Annotated in this window: 21 protein-coding genes; 15 read left to right on the forward strand and 6 right to left on the reverse strand. The window is 37.3% G+C overall.

Annotated features, from left to right (window positions below):
* Positions 1-26: 26 nt before the first annotated feature.
* The 3 genes from AC3B6B_RS06250 (at position 27) to AC3B6B_RS06260 (ending at position 3,889) form a co-directional block, all read left to right on the forward strand.
* Positions 27-692, forward strand: a complete 666-nt coding sequence (locus AC3B6B_RS06250; RefSeq protein ID WP_489757828.1) for a DivIVA domain-containing protein — start codon at positions 27-29, stop codon at positions 690-692.
* A gap of 201 nt (positions 693-893) precedes the next feature.
* Complete coding sequence (gene ileS, locus AC3B6B_RS06255; RefSeq protein WP_489757829.1) at positions 894-3,674, forward strand: isoleucine--tRNA ligase; 2,781 nt, start codon at positions 894-896, stop codon at positions 3,672-3,674.
* A complete protein-coding gene (locus AC3B6B_RS06260; RefSeq protein WP_489757830.1) occupies positions 3,671-3,889 on the forward strand; it encodes a cold-shock protein in 219 nt (72 codons plus the stop codon). Before ileS ends, AC3B6B_RS06260 begins: the two co-directional genes overlap by 4 nt.
* Before the next feature lie 177 nt (positions 3,890-4,066).
* Here AC3B6B_RS06260 and AC3B6B_RS06265 read toward each other — a convergent pair whose 3' ends face one another.
* Both AC3B6B_RS06265 and AC3B6B_RS06270 read right to left on the reverse strand, forming a co-directional pair.
* The gene (locus AC3B6B_RS06265; protein ID WP_489757831.1) at positions 4,067-4,705 is read right to left on the reverse strand and encodes a DUF421 domain-containing protein; all 639 of its coding nucleotides are present in this window, start codon (positions 4,703-4,705) and stop codon (positions 4,067-4,069) included.
* Between the two features lie 10 nt (positions 4,706-4,715).
* Complete coding sequence (locus AC3B6B_RS06270; protein WP_489757832.1) at positions 4,716-5,165, reverse strand: DUF3290 family protein; 450 nt, start codon at positions 5,163-5,165, stop codon at positions 4,716-4,718.
* Between the two features lie 87 nt (positions 5,166-5,252).
* Between AC3B6B_RS06270 and AC3B6B_RS06275 the strand changes: the two genes are divergently transcribed.
* From AC3B6B_RS06275 to recD2, 9 genes are all read left to right on the forward strand, one after another.
* Positions 5,253-5,795 (forward strand): NUDIX hydrolase, encoded by a 543-nt coding sequence (locus AC3B6B_RS06275; RefSeq protein WP_489757833.1) that lies wholly within the window; start codon positions 5,253-5,255, stop codon positions 5,793-5,795.
* A gap of 5 nt (positions 5,796-5,800) precedes the next feature.
* Entirely contained in the window at positions 5,801-5,974 is a 174-nt protein-coding gene (locus tag AC3B6B_RS06280; protein ID WP_489757834.1) for a hypothetical protein, read from the forward strand.
* Between the two features lie 20 nt (positions 5,975-5,994).
* Complete coding sequence (locus AC3B6B_RS06285; protein WP_489757835.1) at positions 5,995-6,684, forward strand: 5'-methylthioadenosine/adenosylhomocysteine nucleosidase; 690 nt, start codon at positions 5,995-5,997, stop codon at positions 6,682-6,684.
* 16 nt (positions 6,685-6,700) lie between these two features.
* A complete protein-coding gene (locus AC3B6B_RS06290) occupies positions 6,701-7,846 on the forward strand; it encodes a cysteine desulfurase family protein (protein ID WP_489757836.1) in 1,146 nt (381 codons plus the stop codon).
* An 11-nt stretch (positions 7,847-7,857) separates the two neighbouring features.
* Positions 7,858-8,202 carry a cysteine desulfurase gene (locus AC3B6B_RS06295; RefSeq protein ID WP_489757837.1) on the forward strand — a complete coding sequence of 115 codons (345 nt, stop codon included), beginning with the start codon at positions 7,858-7,860 and terminating at the stop codon, positions 8,200-8,202.
* Positions 8,203-8,216: 14 nt separating this feature from the next.
* Entirely contained in the window at positions 8,217-9,326 is a 1,110-nt protein-coding gene (mnmA, locus tag AC3B6B_RS06300; protein WP_489757838.1) for a tRNA 2-thiouridine(34) synthase MnmA, read from the forward strand.
* A gap of 303 nt (positions 9,327-9,629) precedes the next feature.
* The gene (locus AC3B6B_RS06305; protein WP_489757839.1) at positions 9,630-10,292 is read left to right on the forward strand and encodes a histidine phosphatase family protein; all 663 of its coding nucleotides are present in this window, start codon (positions 9,630-9,632) and stop codon (positions 10,290-10,292) included.
* 16 nt (positions 10,293-10,308) lie between these two features.
* Positions 10,309-10,980 (forward strand): tetratricopeptide repeat protein, encoded by a 672-nt coding sequence (locus AC3B6B_RS06310; RefSeq protein WP_489757840.1) that lies wholly within the window; start codon positions 10,309-10,311, stop codon positions 10,978-10,980.
* The gene (gene recD2 / locus AC3B6B_RS06315; protein ID WP_489757841.1) at positions 10,977-13,358 is read left to right on the forward strand and encodes an SF1B family DNA helicase RecD2; all 2,382 of its coding nucleotides are present in this window, start codon (positions 10,977-10,979) and stop codon (positions 13,356-13,358) included. The genes AC3B6B_RS06310 and recD2 overlap by 4 nt, the downstream gene beginning before the upstream one ends.
* A 14-nt stretch (positions 13,359-13,372) precedes the next feature.
* Here the strand turns inward: recD2 and AC3B6B_RS06320 are convergent, their stop codons facing one another.
* From AC3B6B_RS06320 to def, 4 genes are all read right to left on the reverse strand, one after another.
* On the reverse strand, positions 13,373-14,311 hold the full coding sequence (locus AC3B6B_RS06320; RefSeq protein ID WP_489757842.1) for a diacylglycerol/lipid kinase family protein: 939 nt from the start codon (positions 14,309-14,311) through the stop codon (positions 13,373-13,375).
* A 101-nt stretch (positions 14,312-14,412) separates the two neighbouring features.
* On the reverse strand, positions 14,413-16,101 hold the full coding sequence (rnjA, locus tag AC3B6B_RS06325; protein WP_489757843.1) for a ribonuclease J1: 1,689 nt from the start codon (positions 16,099-16,101) through the stop codon (positions 14,413-14,415).
* Between the two features lie 3 nt (positions 16,102-16,104).
* Positions 16,105-16,326, reverse strand: coding sequence for a DNA-directed RNA polymerase subunit epsilon (locus AC3B6B_RS06330; protein WP_489757844.1), 222 nt, complete (start codon positions 16,324-16,326; stop codon positions 16,105-16,107).
* A 141-nt stretch (positions 16,327-16,467) separates the two neighbouring features.
* Positions 16,468-17,034, reverse strand: coding sequence for a peptide deformylase (gene def / locus AC3B6B_RS06335; RefSeq protein ID WP_489757845.1), 567 nt, complete (start codon positions 17,032-17,034; stop codon positions 16,468-16,470).
* A gap of 197 nt (positions 17,035-17,231) precedes the next feature.
* Between def and AC3B6B_RS06340 the strand changes: the two genes are divergently transcribed.
* The 3 genes from AC3B6B_RS06340 to AC3B6B_RS06350 are packed head-to-tail and all read left to right on the forward strand — an operon-like array spanning position 17,232 to position 20,609.
* Positions 17,232-18,332 (forward strand): thiamine pyrophosphate-dependent enzyme, encoded by a 1,101-nt coding sequence (locus AC3B6B_RS06340; RefSeq protein WP_489757846.1) that lies wholly within the window; start codon positions 17,232-17,234, stop codon positions 18,330-18,332.
* Between the two features lies 1 nt (position 18,333).
* Positions 18,334-19,311: an alpha-ketoacid dehydrogenase subunit beta gene (locus tag AC3B6B_RS06345; protein WP_489757847.1), complete on the forward strand. Its 978-nt coding sequence runs from the start codon at positions 18,334-18,336 to the stop codon at positions 19,309-19,311.
* A 26-nt stretch (positions 19,312-19,337) separates the two neighbouring features.
* A complete protein-coding gene (locus AC3B6B_RS06350; RefSeq protein WP_489757848.1) occupies positions 19,338-20,609 on the forward strand; it encodes a 2-oxo acid dehydrogenase subunit E2 in 1,272 nt (423 codons plus the stop codon).
* Positions 20,610-20,611 lie beyond the last annotated feature (2 nt).

The following is a 20,611-nucleotide window of genomic DNA, read 5'->3' on the forward strand; positions in this document are numbered from 1 at the left end:
AATTAAAACCAAGGAGGCTCTTTAGTATGACTTTAACTCCCCATGATATTCAAACTCAGGAATTTAAAACACAGTTGCGTGGTTATGATAAAAATGAGGTTGATCATTTTCTGGAACAGATTATCCAAGATTATAGTGAGGAACTTAAGACCAATCATCGTTTAGAGTATGATCTCAAGGATTCCAAGGCTCAAATTGCTTATTTTAATGATTTACAAAATACAGTTAATGAGTCCATTATTATTGCCCAAAATGCTGCTGATCAGGTTAAAAAACAAGCTGATGAACAAGCTCAAACAGTAATTGCCCAAGCGCGAACTAACACTGAAAATATGGTTGATCAAGCAATTCAACAAAGCCGCCAAATTATTCAAGACGCCCAAACTCAGGCGCAAAATTTAGTCACACAAACGCAGACTTTGCAAAAGCAAATGGCTGAAAGTTACCAAGCTTTACAACAAGTTGTAGATGAGCAACAGCATTTATTAAGTTCGCAGTCTTGGCAAGGATTGTTAACTGCGGATGATAATCAAACGTTAGTTGATAATATTCATACAACTGTACAGAATTACTTAAACAAATTGGATCAAGTAGCGGCAGAGATTAAAAATGACGACTATGATGATTTGGTTCCAAAGAAAGATTCGACAAAAGTAGTTGACAAAGCAAATAATAATGTTGATAATCAATAATAAATATTACAAAAGATTCAAGTAACTTCTGATCTTGTCAGCGAATTTGGGATAGTGTAAGCCAAATCAAGCGCTCGAAGTTTACTTTATCAGCTTTTGTTTTACACATCTGTAATTTATATACTTACTTTTTGGGTGGTATAGCGAGTGATTCGTCCTAATTGAGGGACGAATTTTTTTATTTAAGGAGGTTTTTAAACGATGAAAATTAAAGAAACCCTAAATTTAGGTAAAACCGATTTTCCAATGCGTGGTAATTTACCCAAAATGGAGCCCCAGTGGCAAGCAGATTGGGAAGAAAATCAAATTTACCAACGTCGGCAAAAGTTAAATGCCGATTGTCCAACTTTTGTGTTACATGATGGACCACCGTTTGCCAACGGTAATATTCATATGGGCCACGCCATGAATAAAATTACTAAGGATTTTATTGTGCGTTACAAATCAATGGCTGGTTTTCGGGCACCTTATGTTCCTGGATGGGATACACACGGCTTACCAATTGAACAACAGTTGACAAAGCAAGGTGTCAATCGTAAAGAAATGACCTCGGCCCAATATCGCCAATTATGCTATGATTTTGCAATGAAAGAAATAGAAAAACAACGTACGGATTTTAAGCGTTTAGGCGTCAGTGGTGATTGGGATAATCCATATATTACATTGCAACCTAAGTATGAAGCTGAAGAAGTACGGGTTTTTGGTAAAATGGTGGAGCGCGGACTGATTTATCGTGGTAAAAAGCCGGTTTACTGGTCTCCATCTTCTGAGTCAACTTTAGCGGAAGCTGAAGTGGAATATCATGATATTAAATCCCCGTCTTTGTATGTGGCTTTTCCGGTCAAAGATGGTAAGGGTGTAGTAGATGATGATGCGGAATTTTTAGTTTGGACCACAACACCTTGGACGTTACCAGCTAATGAGGCGATTGCCGTTAACCCACGGTTTGAATACTCATTAATTAAATTACCAACAGGCAAAAAATATGTGGTAGCTAGTGACCGAATTGAATACTTGGCACAAACTTTAGAGTGGGATCAATGGCAAGTAATTCGTGAATATAAAGGTTCCGAGTTTGAATATTTAGTGGCCAGTCATCCTTTTTATGATCGTGATTCAGTCTTAATTTTGGGTGATCATGTTACCTTAGATGAAGGAACTGGTTTAGTGCATACGGCTCCTGGTCTTGGTGGCGATGACTTTAATGTCGGAATGAAATACCATTTAGACGTATTATCACCAGTGGATGGTCAAGGACGCTTAACTGATGAAGCACCAGGTTTTGAAGGTGTCTTTTATGACGATGCTAATAAGATGGTCACAAAACTGTTGCAAGAAAAGCAGACATTAGTTAAATTAGACTTCTTTACGCATAGTTATCCGCATGATTGGCGAACCAAAAAGCCAGTGATTTTCCGGTCTACGCCGCAATGGTTTGCTTCCATTGACAAGATGCGGGATGAGATTTTAGATCAAATTGATCAACTAGATTTTCAACCAAGTTGGGGTAAAACTAGACTTTATAATATGATTAAAGATCGTGGTGATTGGGTCATTTCTAGACAGCGGATCTGGGGCGTACCTTTACCAATTTTCTATGCTGAAAATGGTGATGCAATCATGACTCCCGAAACAATTGAACATGTAGCGCAATTGTTTGAACAATATGGTTCCAATGTTTGGTTTGAAAGATCTGCCAAAGAATTGTTACCAGAAGGTTTTAGTTACCCGGGGAGTCCGAATGGCCAATTTACTAAAGAAACAGATATTATGGATGTTTGGTTTGATTCTGGGTCCAGTAATCAAGCAGTTTTGAAAACACGCCCGGACCTACATTTTCCATCAGACTTGTATTTGGAAGGTTCTGATCAATATCGGGGTTGGTTTAATTCTAGTTTAATTACTTCGGTGGCAGTTACGGGTCAAGCACCATATAAAAAGATTTTATCGCAAGGCTTCACCTTAGACGCTAAGGGACGTAAGATGAGTAAGTCATTGGGCAATGTCATTGTTCCTAGTGATGTTGAACGGCAGTTCGGTGCGGAAATCATTCGCTTGTGGGTAGCTTCAGTTGATACCAGTTCAGATGTTCCTGTTTCTATGGATGCCTTTAAACAAACGTCAGATGCGTACCGGAAGATTCGCAATACACTACGTTTTATGTTGGCCAATACCAGTGATTTTGACCCTCAAGTAGATACAGTGGAATATGCTAAGTTAAGTTCAGTTGATCAATATATTCTTGTTAAATTAGATCGCTTAGTTGCTAAGGTTTTGGCCAACTATGATCATTATGATTTTGTCGATATTATTAAACAAGTTAATGAATTTTTGATTAATGATATGTCTGCATTTTATTTAGATTTTGCTAAAGATGTGGTTTATATTGAATCCAAGAATTCGTTAGCCCGGCGACAGATGCAGACGGTTATTTACGAAGCGACAGTTAAGTTAACTAAATTATTGACACCTATTTTGCCACACACAATGGAACAAGTTTGGCTACAATTAAAAGAACCTGAAGATTATGCCCAATTAACACAGATGCCCACGGTTGAAAACTATGACAATGCTGAACAGATTTTGACTGATTGGCAAGAATTTATGGACTTTCGCACCGATGTTTTGAAGTCATTAGAAAATTTACGTGATCAAAAATTGATTGGTAAATCGATGGAAGCCGCAGTAACTATCTATCCTAATGATCATTTAAGACAACTTTTGACCAAATTAAAGGTTAATGTTGGACAATTATTGATTGTTTCGCAATTTAATATTTCTGACCAACCGTTAACTCAAGCTGATGAATATGATGATGTGCAGGTTAAAGTTACTCCTGCTAGTGGTCAAGTTTGTGAACGGTGTCGCATGACTAAGGAAGATGTTGGTCAAGACAAACAGTTAGCAATGTTATGTGCCCGTTGTGCACAAATTGTCCGTCAAGATTATCCAGAAGCTGTAGTAGAAGGATTGGAAAAATGATTACCGGAACAGTAGATTGGTTTGATGATAAAAAGGGGATTGGCGAGATTATTACTGCGAAAACGCAGCAAAGGGTATTTGTATATTTTACAGCTATCAGTGGTACGGGGTTTAAAACCTTAACCGCAGGCCAAAAAGTTTATTTTGAAATGGCGCAAGGATTTAAAGGTCCACAAGCGGTTAATGTCCACGTGCAACCGTCAGTCACAGATTAAATACAAATAAAAATGCTCTATGGCAGTTTTAGCTGCTATAGAGCATTTTTAGAGATGATCAGTCAGCATGGTGAGTTAATTACTAACTAAAAAGAAAATCTTACAGTATAATGGTAATGTTATTTGACTAATTTTCAAAAAAATAAACAATTAATCAAAAGTTATGTTTAGCAGAACTTAATGTTGAATACCGTAAGGAAAGATGCGCAGTCCTTCGTGGTCCACCATGGCGATATAAATGTCGGAAATTTGATAGCCTTGTTGGTTTAACTGGTCGGTGACCCATTGTTCAGTGTGATTAGTGTATTCCAAACCGAGTTGATCAAGTTGTCCATCCATAATGACCGGAAATTGATACTTGAGATCTTTTTTAACGGTAAAACTAATTTGACCATTTTGTTCCCAAACGGCTTTATCAATATCGTTCAAATCATTGATACCAGCTTGACGTAACTTGAAAGCTAAGTCATGCGCGGATAGCCCCGCTTTGGCAGTTCTTTCAGATAAAATTTTGCCATTCGAAATAATAATTGTGGGTTCGCCGTCTACAAAATGTTTAATTAAGTGATTATGATTGGTTAAAAATTTCATCGTAAAGACCACCAAGGTCCAGATTAGCAAAACAATGAAAAATTGTAATAACGTAATTTCAGAGTTATATAAAACGCCACCAATAATTCCGCCTAAGACAAAATTTTGCATTTGATCAATCACGTTACTAGGAGCTAAATTGGATTTACCTAATAGATTAATTTGAATAATCATGGCAAAAAATCCCATAATGAGTTTAATAAAAGTTTGCCAATAAAAAGTCATTTGTTACCTCCTAGTGGTTAATAATGTGAATTTTCGGATTAGTTAAGTGGACGCGAACTAATTCAAAACTGGAATTGTCATTATTTAAATTGACTTTCATAATTTTAGAATTAATTTTGATTAACATACCGTTAGTTAGAATTGTTGAATTAGAATAAATGTGCTTGACTGGAATATGTTGATTGAGACTAACTTGTTTGATCAAGCTGGCAACTTGACTATTACCATTGGCAGAGTTGCGGTTTTGTTGCCAATTATCATATTGGATAGTTAATGTTAGTAGCAGAGCTAAAATCGTGATAATAGTCAATTCACGGTACTTGCCATCATCGCGATGGCTCAAAAAAAGTAATAATGATATGATGACAATAGTCAGTAAAATAACATTAATTAACAAGATAATATTGTTGACGTGGCTAGGTTGTTGCGTTAGGTAATGATAAGTATAAAAGTTAGACAAACTAGACCCCCCATTCTCTAACGCTGATTATAGCAAGAAAATTCGAATTAATAGGGATTAACGCATTATTTTAAACGGAGGGCTAAATTGGACTTCAAAGAAAAGAAATTAAGTACTAAGCAAATTTTTTCAGGACGGGTGATTGATGTCGCTGTAGAGACCGTGCTGTTACCTAATCAGAAACAAGCGACACGAGAAATTGTTCATCATCACGGAGCTGTTGGGATTTTAACGGTGATTGATCACCAAATTTTATTGGTGAAGCAATGGCGGGAACCACTCCGACAATTGACTTTAGAAATTCCAGCCGGTAAAGTGGAACCTGATTGTGTTGATCTCAAAAGTGAAGCTTTACGAGAATTGAACGAGGAAACTGGCTATACTTGTTCAAAGTTACAATTTTTGACGGGTTTTTATTCTACGCCGGGCTTTAGTGACGAATATATAACTTTATATTATGCGCCAGCGGTCCAACCAGTAGCGCACAAGCGACCGCTAGATCCGGATGAATTTTTATCAATTGAATTATTGACGTTAACTCAAGCCCAAAATCAAATTCAACAAGGGTTAATTTGTGATGCTAAAACGATATTAGCCATCATGTTTTGGCAACAATTAATGGGAGCTTAATTGAGATGAAAGAAACTACAGATTTAGATCAACAAGATACAACATCTGAGACCGTTCCAACTTGGAGCCGCTTTGATCCGCAAGCTAAGTCTAGTCGGTTAAAACAATGGTTGAATCGGTGCATTATAATAGTTGGCTTGTTAATTGTGTTAGTTTATTTAATTTTATTTTTTGTTTAACTTAATAGGAGGAATGAAGTATGAAAATTGGTGTTATTGTAGCAATGGCTGAAGAAATGGGTGTTTTAACTAATTCTTTGTCTAATAAAACGGTGGAAAAAATTGCCGGAATCGAGTTAATAGTTGGCTGTTACCAAAAACACCAAGTAGTGGTGGCACAAAGTGGTATTGGCAAAGTACAAGCGGGGATGGTTACGACCATCTTATGTAATAATTACCAACCAGATGTGCTAATTAATACTGGTTCAGCTGGCGGAATTGGTTCAGGCTTAAGTGTGGGTGATGTTGTGGTTTCTAAGCAGGTTGCTTATCATGATGTGGATGTAACGGCCTCTGATTATCCGAAGGGACAGCTGCCACAACAACCGCTTTATTTCCAAGCTGATTCTAAATTGGTTCAGCAAGTAGTGGACGCCGGACAAATGGTTGGGCAAACTAGCCGTGTGGGCTTGATTGTTTCAGGTGATCAATTTATTGGTAGTCAGCAGCAAAAGGATCAAATTTTACAAGATTTTCCGGATGCTTTAACTGTAGAAATGGAAGGTGCAGCCGTCGGACAAGTGGCTACACAATTTAAAATTCCATTTGTCATCATTCGAGCAATGAGTGATGTTGGTGATGATCAAGCCAATGTTTCCTTTGATGAATTTGTCCAAGATGCGGGTCAACGTTCAGTACAGATGTTATTAAACTTTATGGATCATAATTAAGAAGGTAATAATAATCATGGAGCATGTTTATTTAGATAACGCCGCGACGACGCGGTTGGCGCCGGCAGTTGTGACTACGATGGAACAACAATTAGCTAATAATTTTGGTAATGCCTCTACACCTAATTTTTACGGCCGCCAAGCACGAGCAGTTTTGGATGATACCCGAACGGTAATTGCTCAAAGTATTAATGCGCAACCGAGTGAAATTACGTTTAATAGTGGTGGTTCCGAAGGTGACAATACTGCGATTATTATGGCTGCGTTGAGCCAGCAACAGTTGGGTAAGCATATTATTACGACAGCAATTGAGCATGAAGCCGTTTTAAAATCTATGGCTTATTTAGAGCAAAAAGGTTTTGAAGTTACTTATTTGCCAGTCGACGAATTTGGCCGGATTAGTTTAACTGATTTTCGGCAAGCTTTACGGCCTGATACGATTTTAGTATCTATTATGACCGTTAATAATGAAGTGGGGACACAAAACCCAATTGCAGAAATTGGTCAAATTCTCAAATCACACCAAGCTTTGTTTCATACAGATGCGGTACAAGCTTACGGCCATCAAACTTTGGATGTACAGCAATTAAATGTCGATTTATTAACTACTTCGGCTCATAAATTGAATGGACCTAAAATGTTGGGCTTTCTGTATGAACGAACTGGTGTCAATTTACCATCTTTGATTCATGGTGGTGATCAAGAAAACAAAAAGCGGGCTGGTACGGAAAATATCCCTGCGATTGCTGGTTTACAAACTGCTGTGCAATTTCACGATAGTCAACAAATTCAGCAGGATCGAGAGCGTTTTACGTGCTATAAACAGTTAATCATTGATCAATTAACAGCGCACAACGTTGATTTTGCAGTAAATGGCCCCAAAATAACGGCGAGTGCGCCCAATATTTTGAATTTATGGTTGAAAGGCTGGGCAACTTCGGTTTTACAAATTAAATTGGACCTAGCAGGGGTCGTTATTTCGGGTGGCTCTGCTTGTACGGCGGGGAGTTTGGAACCGTCGCATGTGTTAACTGCAATGTTTGGCCCAACTAGTGACCGTGTTAATGAATCGATTAGGATTAGTTTTGACACTTTTACAACTAAAAGTGATATACTCAAACTTACTGATAATTTAATTCAAATTGTTCGTGAAAAAATTTAGGAGGTGGTTAAATGCCAATGTTAGCTCAAGTAACTGGTGATTCAGATCAGTATCAAGTTCATCCTCAGATTAAAGTGTATGCTCTGCAAGATATTGGCTTTACTAAATCAAGCCAAGGAAATTTTTCATGGGAACAACCACTGAGTGCGCTGTCGCCATACCAGGCTGCTTATGTGTTAAAAGTTAAAATTAAACGGGATTTAAAAACTTTGAATCTGGCAGTGACGGATAGTAGTGGTTTGCAAAAAATTAATATTTTTAAATTGAAAGATAATGAAGAATTGCTGGAGCAGTATCATTATGCGTTAGATAATTTGCTTCAACGACAGATTATACAAAAAGTAAATAATAGTTAGAAAAGGTGAATTGATTGGCAAAAAAGCGTGTAGTTGTAGGTATGAGTGGTGGAGTTGATTCTTCCGTCTCAGCTTTATTGTTAAAGCAACAAGGTTATGATGTCGTCGGAGTGTTTATGAAAAACTGGGATGAAAGTGATGATTCCGGAGTTTGTACAGCGACCGAAGATTATGAAGACGTGGCTAAGGTAGCTAATCAAATTGGGATTCCGTATTATTCTGTGAACTTTGAAAAAGAATATTGGGATCGGGTTTTTGAATATTTTTTGGCTGAATATAAACTCGGTCGGACACCAAATCCTGATGTAATGTGTAATAAAGAAATTAAGTTTAAAGCATTTTTAGATTATGCGCTGCAGTTGGATGCTGATTACATTGCAATGGGGCACTATGCTCAATTACAACGTGATGAATCAGGATTAATTCATATGTTGCGGGGAGCTGATCCTAATAAAGATCAGACTTATTTTTTAAGTACAGTGGCTCAGGATCAATTACAAAATGCCTTATTCCCGATTGGTCATTTACAAAAATCGCAAGTTCGGCAAATTGCCGAAGAAGCTGGCTTAGCAACTGCTAAAAAGAAAGATTCTACTGGTGTTTGCTTTATTGGTGAGCGTAATTTTAAGCAATTTTTAAGTGAGTTTTTACCAGCTCAAAGTGGCCGTATGTTGACTCCTGATGGTCAAGAAGTTGGGACACATTCTGGCCTGATGTATTATACAATTGGTCAGCGCTCAGGTTTAGGTTTGGGCGGTAATGGTCAGTCTAATGAGCCGTGGTTTGTTGTGGGCAAAGATTTACAGCAGAATATTTTGTATGTAGATCAAGGTTATGATAATCCTTTATTGTATGCGGATAGTTTAGAAGCAACTGATGCATCTTTTATTCGACCAGTAGATCTGACACAACCATTGCATTGTAGTGCTAAGTTCCGTTATCGTCAGGCTGATACTGATGTCGTGGTCACCAAAACAGCGACGGGTCTAACAGTTGATTTTGCACAACCTGTGCGGGCCATTACTCCTGGTCAAGAAGTAGTTTTTTATGACGGAGCAGAATGCTTAGGTGGTGCGACGATTAATCGGGCTTATAGTAAGCAACAACAATTGCAGTATGTTTAAGTTCAGATTTACTTGCTAAAATTTAGAATTTAATTGAGATTGGAACCAAAGTGTCTGGCCGTTAGCGAAGCGGTTTAAATTTGAAAGTCTGGATTGAGACTTTGAAAATTTAATGCCGTGAAATGTTAATGAAGGACTTTTGTCAGACTAATGTTCGTTGCGCTGATGAACAACGATCGTTAATCTGATGGTTCCAATCTCTTTTTATTTACCATGAAAATCATTTGAACTTGAATAATTTAGTTGAATCAACGATAATATTAAGCATTAGTAAGGTAATTTTGGATTAGGGAGTTTGAGATTATGACTAAATTTTATTTTGTGAGACATGGTAAGACACAATGGAATTCTGAGGGGCGTTATCAAGGAGCAAAGGGTGATTCACCTTTACTAGAATCAAGTTATCGCGATATCAGTTTATTAGCACAACACTTATCCGACCAAAAGATTGATCATATTTATTCAAGTCCGATTAAAAGAGCATACATAACAGCCACTACTTTGGCTCAAGATTTGGGTGGGAGTATTCCGGTGACAACGACGGCGGCTTTGAAAGAGTTTGATTTGGGTCTGTTAGAAGGACAAAAATTTAGTTCAGCAGAACAAAAATATCCGCAATTAATTTGGGCTTTTCGCAACGATCCCAGTCAATATGATCCGCGCCTAATCAACGGTGAGACTTTTACGCAAGTTATTGCCCGAGCCGATCAATTTATTAAAGATTTAGCCCAACAAGATGTTCAAGGTGATCAAACTTATTTGTTAGTCAGTCATGGAGCAGCCTTAGTAGCAATGATTAAAGCTTTGTTAGGTGTATCATTAAAAGATATGCGCAAAGAAGGCGGCATGTCTAATACCGGTTTAACCACCTTAGCAACGCAAGATTATGGTCAAACCTTTGATTTAATTAAGTGGAATGATACGAGTTATTTACATCGTAACTTAGATCAGACAGATACTATTTAAAAATGGAGTTGACGAAATGAACCAACGAGCAGCTAAATTATTTCAAGCAGGTCACAAGCAGGCAGCAGTTGAATTGTTAGCTAAAGCATTGCAAACTGACTGGACACATTTAACTTGGTTCTTACAGTTAGCAAGTTATTTAGTAGCGGGTGGTGATTTAGCTGAAGCGGAAGAGCTGTTATTAAAAGCTAAACAATTATTTCCCAATGCCCAAGAAATTGATTATAATTTGGCTGTGATTTATTACCAAGCGGGCAAATTAGACCGCGCCAAAGCTTTATTAATGACAATTAAGCAACCTGATTTGTTAAGTGATGCGTATTATTTATTAGCTCAAACAGCACAAAAGAATAATCAATTACAGCAGGCTTTAGTCTATGCTTTAACAGCGTTAGATCACAATAAGCAGGTGGTTGCTAATTTTTTGTTGGTGGGGGACTTATTAATACAATTACAACAATTTCAACAGGCGCAAACTTATTATCAACAAGCATTACAATTGAAGCCGCAAGCGGAGAGTTATTTTAAATTGGCGTTGTGTGAAATGGTCAATGGTGATCGTCATTTTTCACAACATTTTCAACAAGCACAACAATTAGATCCTGCCTATGTAAAGCAGCATCAGCAGCAATTAGCGGAGATTGAACGTTACGTACAAGCACAGCAGAAAGATGATCAAGATAAATGAGTGAAGACTATGTAGTTGGCGCTGTTCAAGCGGTTTTTTTTGAAAAACCTGAAGACTTTTTTAAAATTATGCTCATCAAAGTTCAAGAAACTTCTTTTGCTTGGTCCGACAGTGAAATTGTTGTAACAGGTACCTTTGCAGAATTGACAGCGGAGCAAAATTATCGCTTCTTTGGACAATTAGTAACCCATCCTAAATATGGGCAACAGTTAAAGTGTGAACGCTATCAAAAGGAAACACCTAATGGTTCGAAAGCATTAATTGAATATTTTTCTGGTGAACAATTTCCAGGGATTGGTAAAAAAACAGCTGAAAAAATTGTTGATTTACTAGGTGATCAAGCTATTCAAGTCATTATTAATAATCCAGAAGTAGTACAACAGTTGCCGTTAAGTGCGGCTAAAAAAAAGCTCTTGCTTGATGTTTTGCAGGAATCTTATCAAACGGAAGAAATTATTTTACAATTAAATCAGCTGGGGTTTGGTAATAAATTATCATTTAAAATTTATCATCGTTATCAAGAGGAAACCTTGGATATTTTGCATCAAAATCCGTACCGGTTAATTGATGATATTAAGGGCGTTGGTTTTCGTCGCGCTGATCAGTTAGCCCGGACTTTTGGTCTGGCAGCTGATGATCCGAAACGTATTCAAGCGGCGGTCATTCAAACGCTGCAAACAAATGTTAATACGACGGGCAATACTTATTGTTTACAAACAGAGTTAATCAATGGGACGTTACAATTAATTAATGTTGCTAATTTGACTCCAGTTACACAATCGGCCATCATAACGGCTTTGAAAGCTTTAATTCAGCAAGGGCGTATTTGTGTTGAAGCGCCAGAGCGGTACTTTTTAAAATCTTTATACGAACAAGAATGGTCGATTGCTCAGCAATTAAAGTTATTACAGTCACAGTTTGTCCCGGAGAATTTGTCTGCTAAAAAATTAGCGGCAGTGTTACAGCAAATTGAACAACAGTTGCATATTAGTTATGATGACAATCAAAAACAAGCAATATATCAAGGACTAACGAATGCTGTTGTCCTATTAACGGGGGGCCCCGGTACTGGAAAAACTACGATTATTAATGGCTTAGTCAATGCTTTTGCTCAAGTTCATCATTGTTCGTTAGATCCCGATGATTATCAAGACAAGCCTTTCCCCATTGTGTTAGCGGCGCCAACTGGTCGCGCAGCCAAACATCTGATGCAAAATACGGGGTTGCCAGCTGGAACGATCCATCGTTTACTAGGTTTGACTGGTCAAGAAGATCCGACAGAAATTACAGTTAATGAAATTCAAGGTCAATTGCTAATTATTGATGAAGTTTCGATGGTAGATACGGAGTTATTTGATTTACTAATTCAAGCGGTGCCCGCGGGAATGCAAGTGGTCTTAGTTGGTGATCGTGATCAATTACCGTCGGTTGGACCAGGACAAGTGTTTTCGGATTTAATTGCTAGTCAAGTTTTTGCAACAGTTTGTTTAACCAAAATTTATCGCCAAAATCAAGATTCAACGATTATTGAATTAGCACATCAAATTAATCAAGGACAAGTTACTGAACAATTATTTCAAAATTTTGCCGATCGCAGTTTTATTAATTGTGACGCGTATCAGGTGGCGCATGTTTTACAGCAAATCGTTTTAAGGAGTCAGCAAAAAGGCTTTGATTTGAGTAATATTCAGATTTTAGCACCTATGTATCGCGGAGCAGCGGGAATCGATCATTTAAATCAGGTGATGCAAGAAACATTGAATCCGTTAACGCCAGACAGTAAAGTTATTCACTTTGGCAAAATTGAATACCGGATTGGCGATAAGGTAGTTCAATTAGTTAATAATGTTGAAAAAAATGTTTTTAATGGCGAAACAGGATTGGTAACAGGAATTACTTTAGCCAAAGATAATCCCAACAAAAAACAGGGCGATTTAATTCATTTAAATTTTGATGGTCGTGAAATTTCTTATGCACGGGCTGATCTTAATAATATTACTTTGGCGTATTGTACCTCAATTCATAAAGCTCAAGGTAGTGAATTTGATTTGGTCATTGTGGTTTTAGTACAACAGCAATCGCGCATGTTGAAAAGAAACTTATTATACACAGCAGTTACACGGGCTAAGTCCAAGTTAATTCTGCTGGGCAATCAAAGTGCTTATCGGCAAGCCATTGCTGATCAGTCCAGTCAACGGCAAACTTGTTTAGCAGCGCGTTTGCAGGAAGTTTTTGCATTAAAAAAACCAGTAACTACTACGTCAGAAGTTACTGATCCAAAAACACAAACGTTAACTTTAAAAATGATTTTAGAACAACAAATTGACCCATTAATTGGGCTAAATGGATTAAAACCGACAGATTTTTTAAAAAATTAAGTAACACGAAATGATTATAACCAAAAGTTTTGTTCAGCACAATTGATGTCTAAGTCTAAGATATGCTCTTTGACTAATTCACCATCCACTTGGATGAATTGCTGAGAATTTATTTGCAGGTGTGCTTTTTGAAGAATAAAGTGGTGCACAGCTGGGTTTTGTAAGTGATCCCCTGTTAGAAAAACTTGTTTAACTAGTTTAAAGAGCGCTTTCCAGGAATGCGCCTGAGCCGTGGCTAAACTTAATTTTTTTTCTTGCAGATTTGCAGGGGGGATTAGGGGAACACCGCCGCCAAAATAAGGTTGATTAGCTAACACGCACAAAAAAATATTGTTTAAAGTGATAGATTGATTGTTAAATGTTAATTTAACCGAAAAAGTAGGACGCTTGAAAGCCTTGAAAATTTGGGAAACATAGATTAATTTACTTAAGTGGAGCTGATTAAATCGTTTTTTCCAAGGTGAAGTTAAGGTCAGTTGAATAATATTGGCATCAAAACCAATGCCAAAGTTATTAATAAAGAATAGTTTTTGCTGGTGATAAGTAACCTGACCTAAATTTAATGCTTTGCTGGTGGGCTGGTGACAAAGATTTTGTAAAATTTGTTTTTCATGATGCGGTTTGTAATTCAACGCGCGCGCAAAATCATTACCTGAACCAGCAGGTAAATAGGCGAGTGGTGTGTTGGGCCTATTAGACTGCTTGACACCATTAATGGCTTGATTTAAAGTTCCATCACCACCAATAATAATAATTTTTTGTTGTGATTGTAAGCGCCGATTGATTAAATTTTTAACTAATGTCTGTGCTCCTTGTGGTGGTGTGGTGAATACTTGATAGCTTTGACGCAATTGGTTTAAGTATTTGGTCGATCTTTTTAGACAATATTTAGCGTGATTGCTAGCAGCGTGTAGATTAACCACTATAAAAAAGTTTACACGGCTGTTGTCCATAAGCAACTCCCTTTCTAGTTTAATAAGTGATAGTCTTATTTTAGCAGACAAAAAGCTGAGAAGAAAAAACTTCTCAGCTTTTTTATGATTTTTGAATTTTTTTAAACTTCGACGGAAACAATCATCGGTAAAATGACTGGATGTCTTTCGGTTCGACGATACAAAAATTCTTGTAAATTATCAATAATATCCTGCTTTAAAGTTGCTTCGGAAAGATTTTGTTTGTTATCTAAGTGAGTTTTAATTGTGTGGAAAACATGCTTTTGTGCTTGATTGATTAAAGTACCAGATTCGCGCATATAAACAAATCCGCGCGAGAGAATGTCGGGTCCTGATAAAACGAGCCCTTTTTGATAATCAATAGTAGCTACCACAATTACCAAACCTTCCTCGGACAATATTTGACGGTCTTGGATAATTTTATTACTAATATTACCAATTCCATTTCCATCAATATAAACGTCGCCAGCAGGAACATGATCAGCTTTACGTGCTGAGTCTTTGGTTAACGCCAAGACATCACCATTTTCAAAAATAAAAGTATTTTCTTTGGGGACGTCACATAATTGTGCTAATTCGGTGTGAATCTTGAGCATGCGGTATTCACCATGAATGGGCATAAAATATTTCGGCTTGATTAAGCGCAACATTAATTTTTGTTCTTCTTGACCACCGTGACCAGAAGCGTGAATGTTATTAACTTTGCCATGAATAACATTGGCGCCAGCTTCTTCTAATTCGTTGATTAGATGGTTTACACTAATCGTATTACCCGGAATGGGATTGGACGAAAAGATCACTGTGTCATTGGGCTGAATCGAAATTTGGCGATGAGTGCCATTTGCAATTCGACTCAAAGCAGCCATGGGTTCACCTTGAGAGCCTGTGCATAATAACATGACTTTATTAGCCGGTAATTTACTAATTTCTGCGGAGTCTAATAATTCACTATCCGGGATATCTAAATAACCTAACTCTCGTCCATTAACGATGGCTTGTTCCATACTACGTCCAAAAACTGCGACTTTCCGTCCATTTTGCATGGCAGCATCGACTGCTTGAGAAACTCGATACAGGTTGGAAGCAAAAGTGGCGAAAATAATTCGACCATCAATGCGTTCAACAATTTGGTGAATCGTATTACCTACAAAGCGTTCAGATTTAGAAAAAGTAGGAATTTCCGCATTAGTACTATCAGATAGTAGTAGTAAAACACCTTCAGATCCTAACTTAGCCATTTTTTGTAAATTAGGGGCTGGTTGGTTACCTACGGGTGTCAAATCAAATTTGTAATCTCCCGTTTGGACAATAGTTCCTTGCGGTGTATGAACAGCAATACCTAACGTGTCTGGAATTGAGTGCGTGGTTCTAAAAAATTCGACACTCAATTTATCAAAGGAAACAACATCATCTTCTTGAAGAACATGCATTTCAGTAGAATTTAGTAAGCCATGTTCTTCTAGCTTCCCCTTAATTAAAGCCGTAGCGAGCGGACCCGCATAAATAGGAACATTTGGAACTTTTTGTAAAAAGTAAGGAATACCACCAATATGATCTTCATGACCATGAGTAATAAATAAACCCTTGATTTTTGCACGATTGTCAATTAAATATTGATAATCAGAGATAACATAATCAATTCCTAAAAGTTCATCTTCAGGAAATTTAATACCAGCATCTACGACAACAATCTCATCTTGATACTGAATAACGTACATATTTTTACCAATTTCGCCGAGACCACCAATGGCAAAAACTGCAACTTCATTTTGCTTAATATTCAAATTCATATACTAAAGCTCCGAGAGTTTAGTCAATTGAAAATTAGGACTTTTTTGTTCGTACTCCAAATAATTGCCAGTTAATTCTTCAATTGACTCAATATTGTAATCAGTTTGTTCTTCAATTGCAGAGCGAACATCAATGGCAGATTCAGCCTCTGTGTAAAGAGTCTCGGTAGTTTCTCGACGCGGATTTTGAACATTATTAGCTTGATATAAAACTTTGTAGATCAATGGAATTCTCCTTTAATTCTTAATTAAATAATTAAACGTTGTCAGTGGTTGATTAAATCAACAGTTAAATAAATGGTATCACATCTAGAGTTGCTTGTATATAAACAACTCCCTTCAAAATCAGAGCATTGAAAAGACTAATTAAGAAATGATAATCGTATTTTCTTCAGCAGCAAATGGGGCGGACATATTAATATGGTCGTAAAATAAATGTCCATTTAAATGATCAATCTCGTGCTGGCAAACAATTGCTGGATAATTTTTAACACGCATAGTTTGAGTTTGACCATCAAAGTCTTGGTAACGAATGGTAATTCGTGCACTTCGTGGCACATAGCCCGGAATATCTTTGTCGACTGATAGGCAGCCTTCGCCTTCAGCTAATTGGGCTTTTTGGACAGAATTGGAAATAATTACTGGATTAATTAAAGTAATTTTTAGTGCATAATCTTTGTCTGAGTCATTATCTTCATTAGGAACTAAAACGGCAGCCATTTGCTCTGAAACACCTACTTGTGGAGCAGCTAGACCCACACCAGCGCGTAAATGATGCTTTTGTGCAAATTCAGGATTTTGACTGTTGATTAAGTATTCCATCATATCATGTGCGAGTTGTTGATCTTTTTGACTTAAAGGAAATTGGACAGGTTGGGCTAATTGTCTTAAAACAGGATTACCATCACGGGTAATATCTTTCATCATATACATAAAAAATTAAACCTCTTTTGTTAGCATAATATTATTATGAATAATAATAGCATACTCAATTTATAGAGTGCCAATACTAAAAAAAATTTACCAAAATTAGTTGGAATTATCCCTTGGATTTAATTCTAAAAAATGTTAAAATACTTTCTGGAAACCCTTACAAATAAAATTGAAGGTTGCGAAAGGAATGGTAAAATATGGCAAATAAGTCTATTGTTGATTTTTCCAAAATTAAGCAAGATCTTTCAGAATTTCCTGATCCAATTCAAGTTGTCGATGAAAAGGCAAAGGTTGTTAATAAGACTGTATTTGACAGTTTTAGTGATGAACAATTAGTGGAATTTATGGAAAAAATGGTCTGGGAACGTGCACTACATGAACAGACGATGAATTTCTCTCGCCAAGGTCGGATGGGTTTTTATGCTCCGACAGCTGGTGAAGAAGCCACTGAAATGGGAACAGTTATGGCAATGAAGAAGCAAGATTTCCTTCTGCCTGCTTACCGTGATATTCCTCAATTAATTCAACATGGTGCTACAGTAACCGAAGGATTCTTATGGTCACGTGGTCATGTTAAGGGTAACGAATTTGAAGCTCGTGCTTTGATGCCACAAATCATCATTGGTGCGGCTTATCTAGAAACAGCTGGTGTAGCTTTAGGCTTAAAGAAAAATGGCGAAGATGCAATTGCCTTTAGTTATACTGGTGATGGTGGTACTTCTCAGGGTGACTCCTATGAAGGTATGAACTTTGCTGGTGCGTTCCAAGCTCCTGCTTTGTTTATCGTTCAAAACAACAACTATGCTATTTCTGTTCCAAGAGAAAAACAAACTGCTGCCAAGGCTTTAACCTTAAAGGCTGCTGCTGCTGGTATTCCTGCTGTTCAAGTTGACGGAATGGATATCTTGGCTTGCTATAGTGTTGCTAAAGCTGCTCGTGAGTATATTTTAGCTGGTAATGGTCCTGTTATGATTGAAACTTTGACAGACCGTTATGGTGCTCACTCTTCTGCTGGTGATGATCCAAGTCGTTATCGTTCTAAAGAAGCACAACAACCATGGTTAGACCGCGATCCATTAATCAGAATGCGCAAGATTTTGACTGATAAGGGATTGTGGACTGATGAACATGAAGAAGAATTAACTAAACAATATAAAGATTCATTTAAAGATGCATTAAAAGAAGCTGATGCAGTCGAACCAGACAAAGTTTCTGATATGTTGAAGCGGACTTTCGAAGTTCCTACTCCAGAAATGCAAGCTGAAATTGCTGAATTTGAAGAAAAGGAGTCCAAATAACATGACTAAAAAATCATATATTCAAGCTATTACAGATGCCTTAGATATTGAATTAAAAGATGATCCTAAGACTTTGATTTTCGGCGAAGATGTTGGTAAAAATGGTGGTGTATTTAGAACTACTCAAGGTCTTCAAGAAAAATATGGTGAGGACCGAGTATTTGATACCCCATTAGCTGAATCTGGTATTTTGGGTCTGTCAATTGGTTTAGGTTTAACTGGCTGGCGGCCATTACCAGAAATCCAATTTTCTGGCTTTACCTTAGAAGGTGTTGACTCTATTGCTGGTCAAATGGCCCGGATGCGTTATCACTTTAATGGTAAGAAGACAAGCCCAATTACTATTCGTTCACCATATGGTGGTGGTACACATACAGCTGAAATGCATTCAGATAACTTTGAAAACTTCTTTGTCGGCGTACCTGGATTGAGAGTTGTAATGCCAAGTAATCCATATGATGCTAAAGGCTTATTAATTTCTTCTATTGAAAATAATGACCCCGTACTTTATTTGGAAAACTTGAAATTATATCGTTCAATGAAAGATGATATTCCTGATGAAAAGTACTCTGTACCGCTAGATCAAGCTAATGTTGTTCAAGAAGGTAATGACATTACATTAGTTGCTTATGGTGCTCAAGTTCAAGAAGCTCAAAAAGCTGCTGAAGAATTAGCTAAGGATAACGTTTCTGCAGAAGTTATTGACTTACGGACTGTTTCTCCAATTGATACAGCAACCATTTTCAAATCAGTTGAAAAGACTCATCATGTAGTTGTAATCCAAGAAGCTCAAAAAATGGCTGGTGTTGGTGCACAAGTTGCCTCTGCGATTGCTGAAGATGCTATTATGTCTTTGGATGCACCAATTGGTCGGGTTGCTGCACCTAATTCAGTTTACCCATTTGCTTTGGGTGAAGAAGTCTGGATTCCTCGTAAAGATGCAATTGTTGCTAAAGCAAAAGAAATTCTAAATTACTAATCGGAATTGAAAGGTAGGATTAATTCATGGCATTTAAATTTACACTTCCGGAATTAGGCGAGGGAATGGCTGAAGGTGAAGTCGCTAACTGGTTAGTTAAAGAAGGCGACGACGTTAAAGAAGACGATTCTTTAGTCGAAATCCAAAATGATAAATCAGTTTCTGAATTACCTTCACCTGTTGCAGGTAAAGTTAAACAAATTGTTGCCCAAGAAGGTGACACAGTTGAAATTGGTGATCCGTTAGTTATTATTGATGACGGTTCACCTGACACACCTGATGATGATGTTTCTAAAGATGATACAGCTGATGCTGCTGAGAAACCTGCTGCTGATGATAAAAGTGCAGCGCAACCAGCTCCAGCAGCTGCACCAACAGGACAAGCAAATCAAGATTATTTAGCAATGCCATCTGTTCGGCAATATGCTCGTGATAAGGGTGTTGATTTGGCACAAGTTACTCCTTCAGGAAAACATGGTCAAATTACAAAAGCTGATGTAGATAACTTTAACGGTTCTGCTCAACCTGCTCCAGCAGCTGCAACTGCCGAAGTTGAAGCTACACCAATTAAGCCATATCAATCTGATGAACCTGAACTTGAAACTCGTGAAAAGATGAGTATGACACGGAAGACAATTGCTAAAGCAATGTCTGAAAGTAAAAAGATTACGCCACATGTTACAAGCTTCGATGATGTTGAAGTTTCAGCTTTAATGGCTAATCGTAAGAAATATAAACAAATTGCTGCTGATAAAGGTATTAAGTTAACATTCTTGCCTTATTTAGTTAAAGCAGTAGTTGCTGTTTTGAAGGAATTCCCTGAATTTAATGCTTCCATTGACAGTTCAACTAATGAAATTGTCTATAAGCATTATTACAACATTGGAATCGCTACTAATACAGATCATGGTTTATATGTACCAAACATTAAGAATGCTGATTCTAAGGGTATGTTCGAAATTGCTAAAGAAATTACTGAAAATACCCAAGCAGCTTATGATAATAAGTTAAGTGCTAAAGCCATGAGTGGTGGTTCAATTACTATTAGTAATGTAGGTTCTATTGGTGGTGGTTGGTTTACACCAGTTATTAACCAACCTGAAGTTGCTATTTTAGGTATGGGTAAGATTGCTAAAGAGCCTTACGTTGCTGAAGATGGTTCTATTAAAGTTGGTAATATGTTGAAACTCTCCTTGAGTTATGATCATCGTTTGATTGATGGTGCTTTGGCACAACAAGCTTTGAACATGATGAAGAGTTTGTTACACGATCCAGAAATGTTATTGATGGAGGGTTAATC

Source organism: Bombilactobacillus sp. ESL1197, assembly GCF_058107145.1.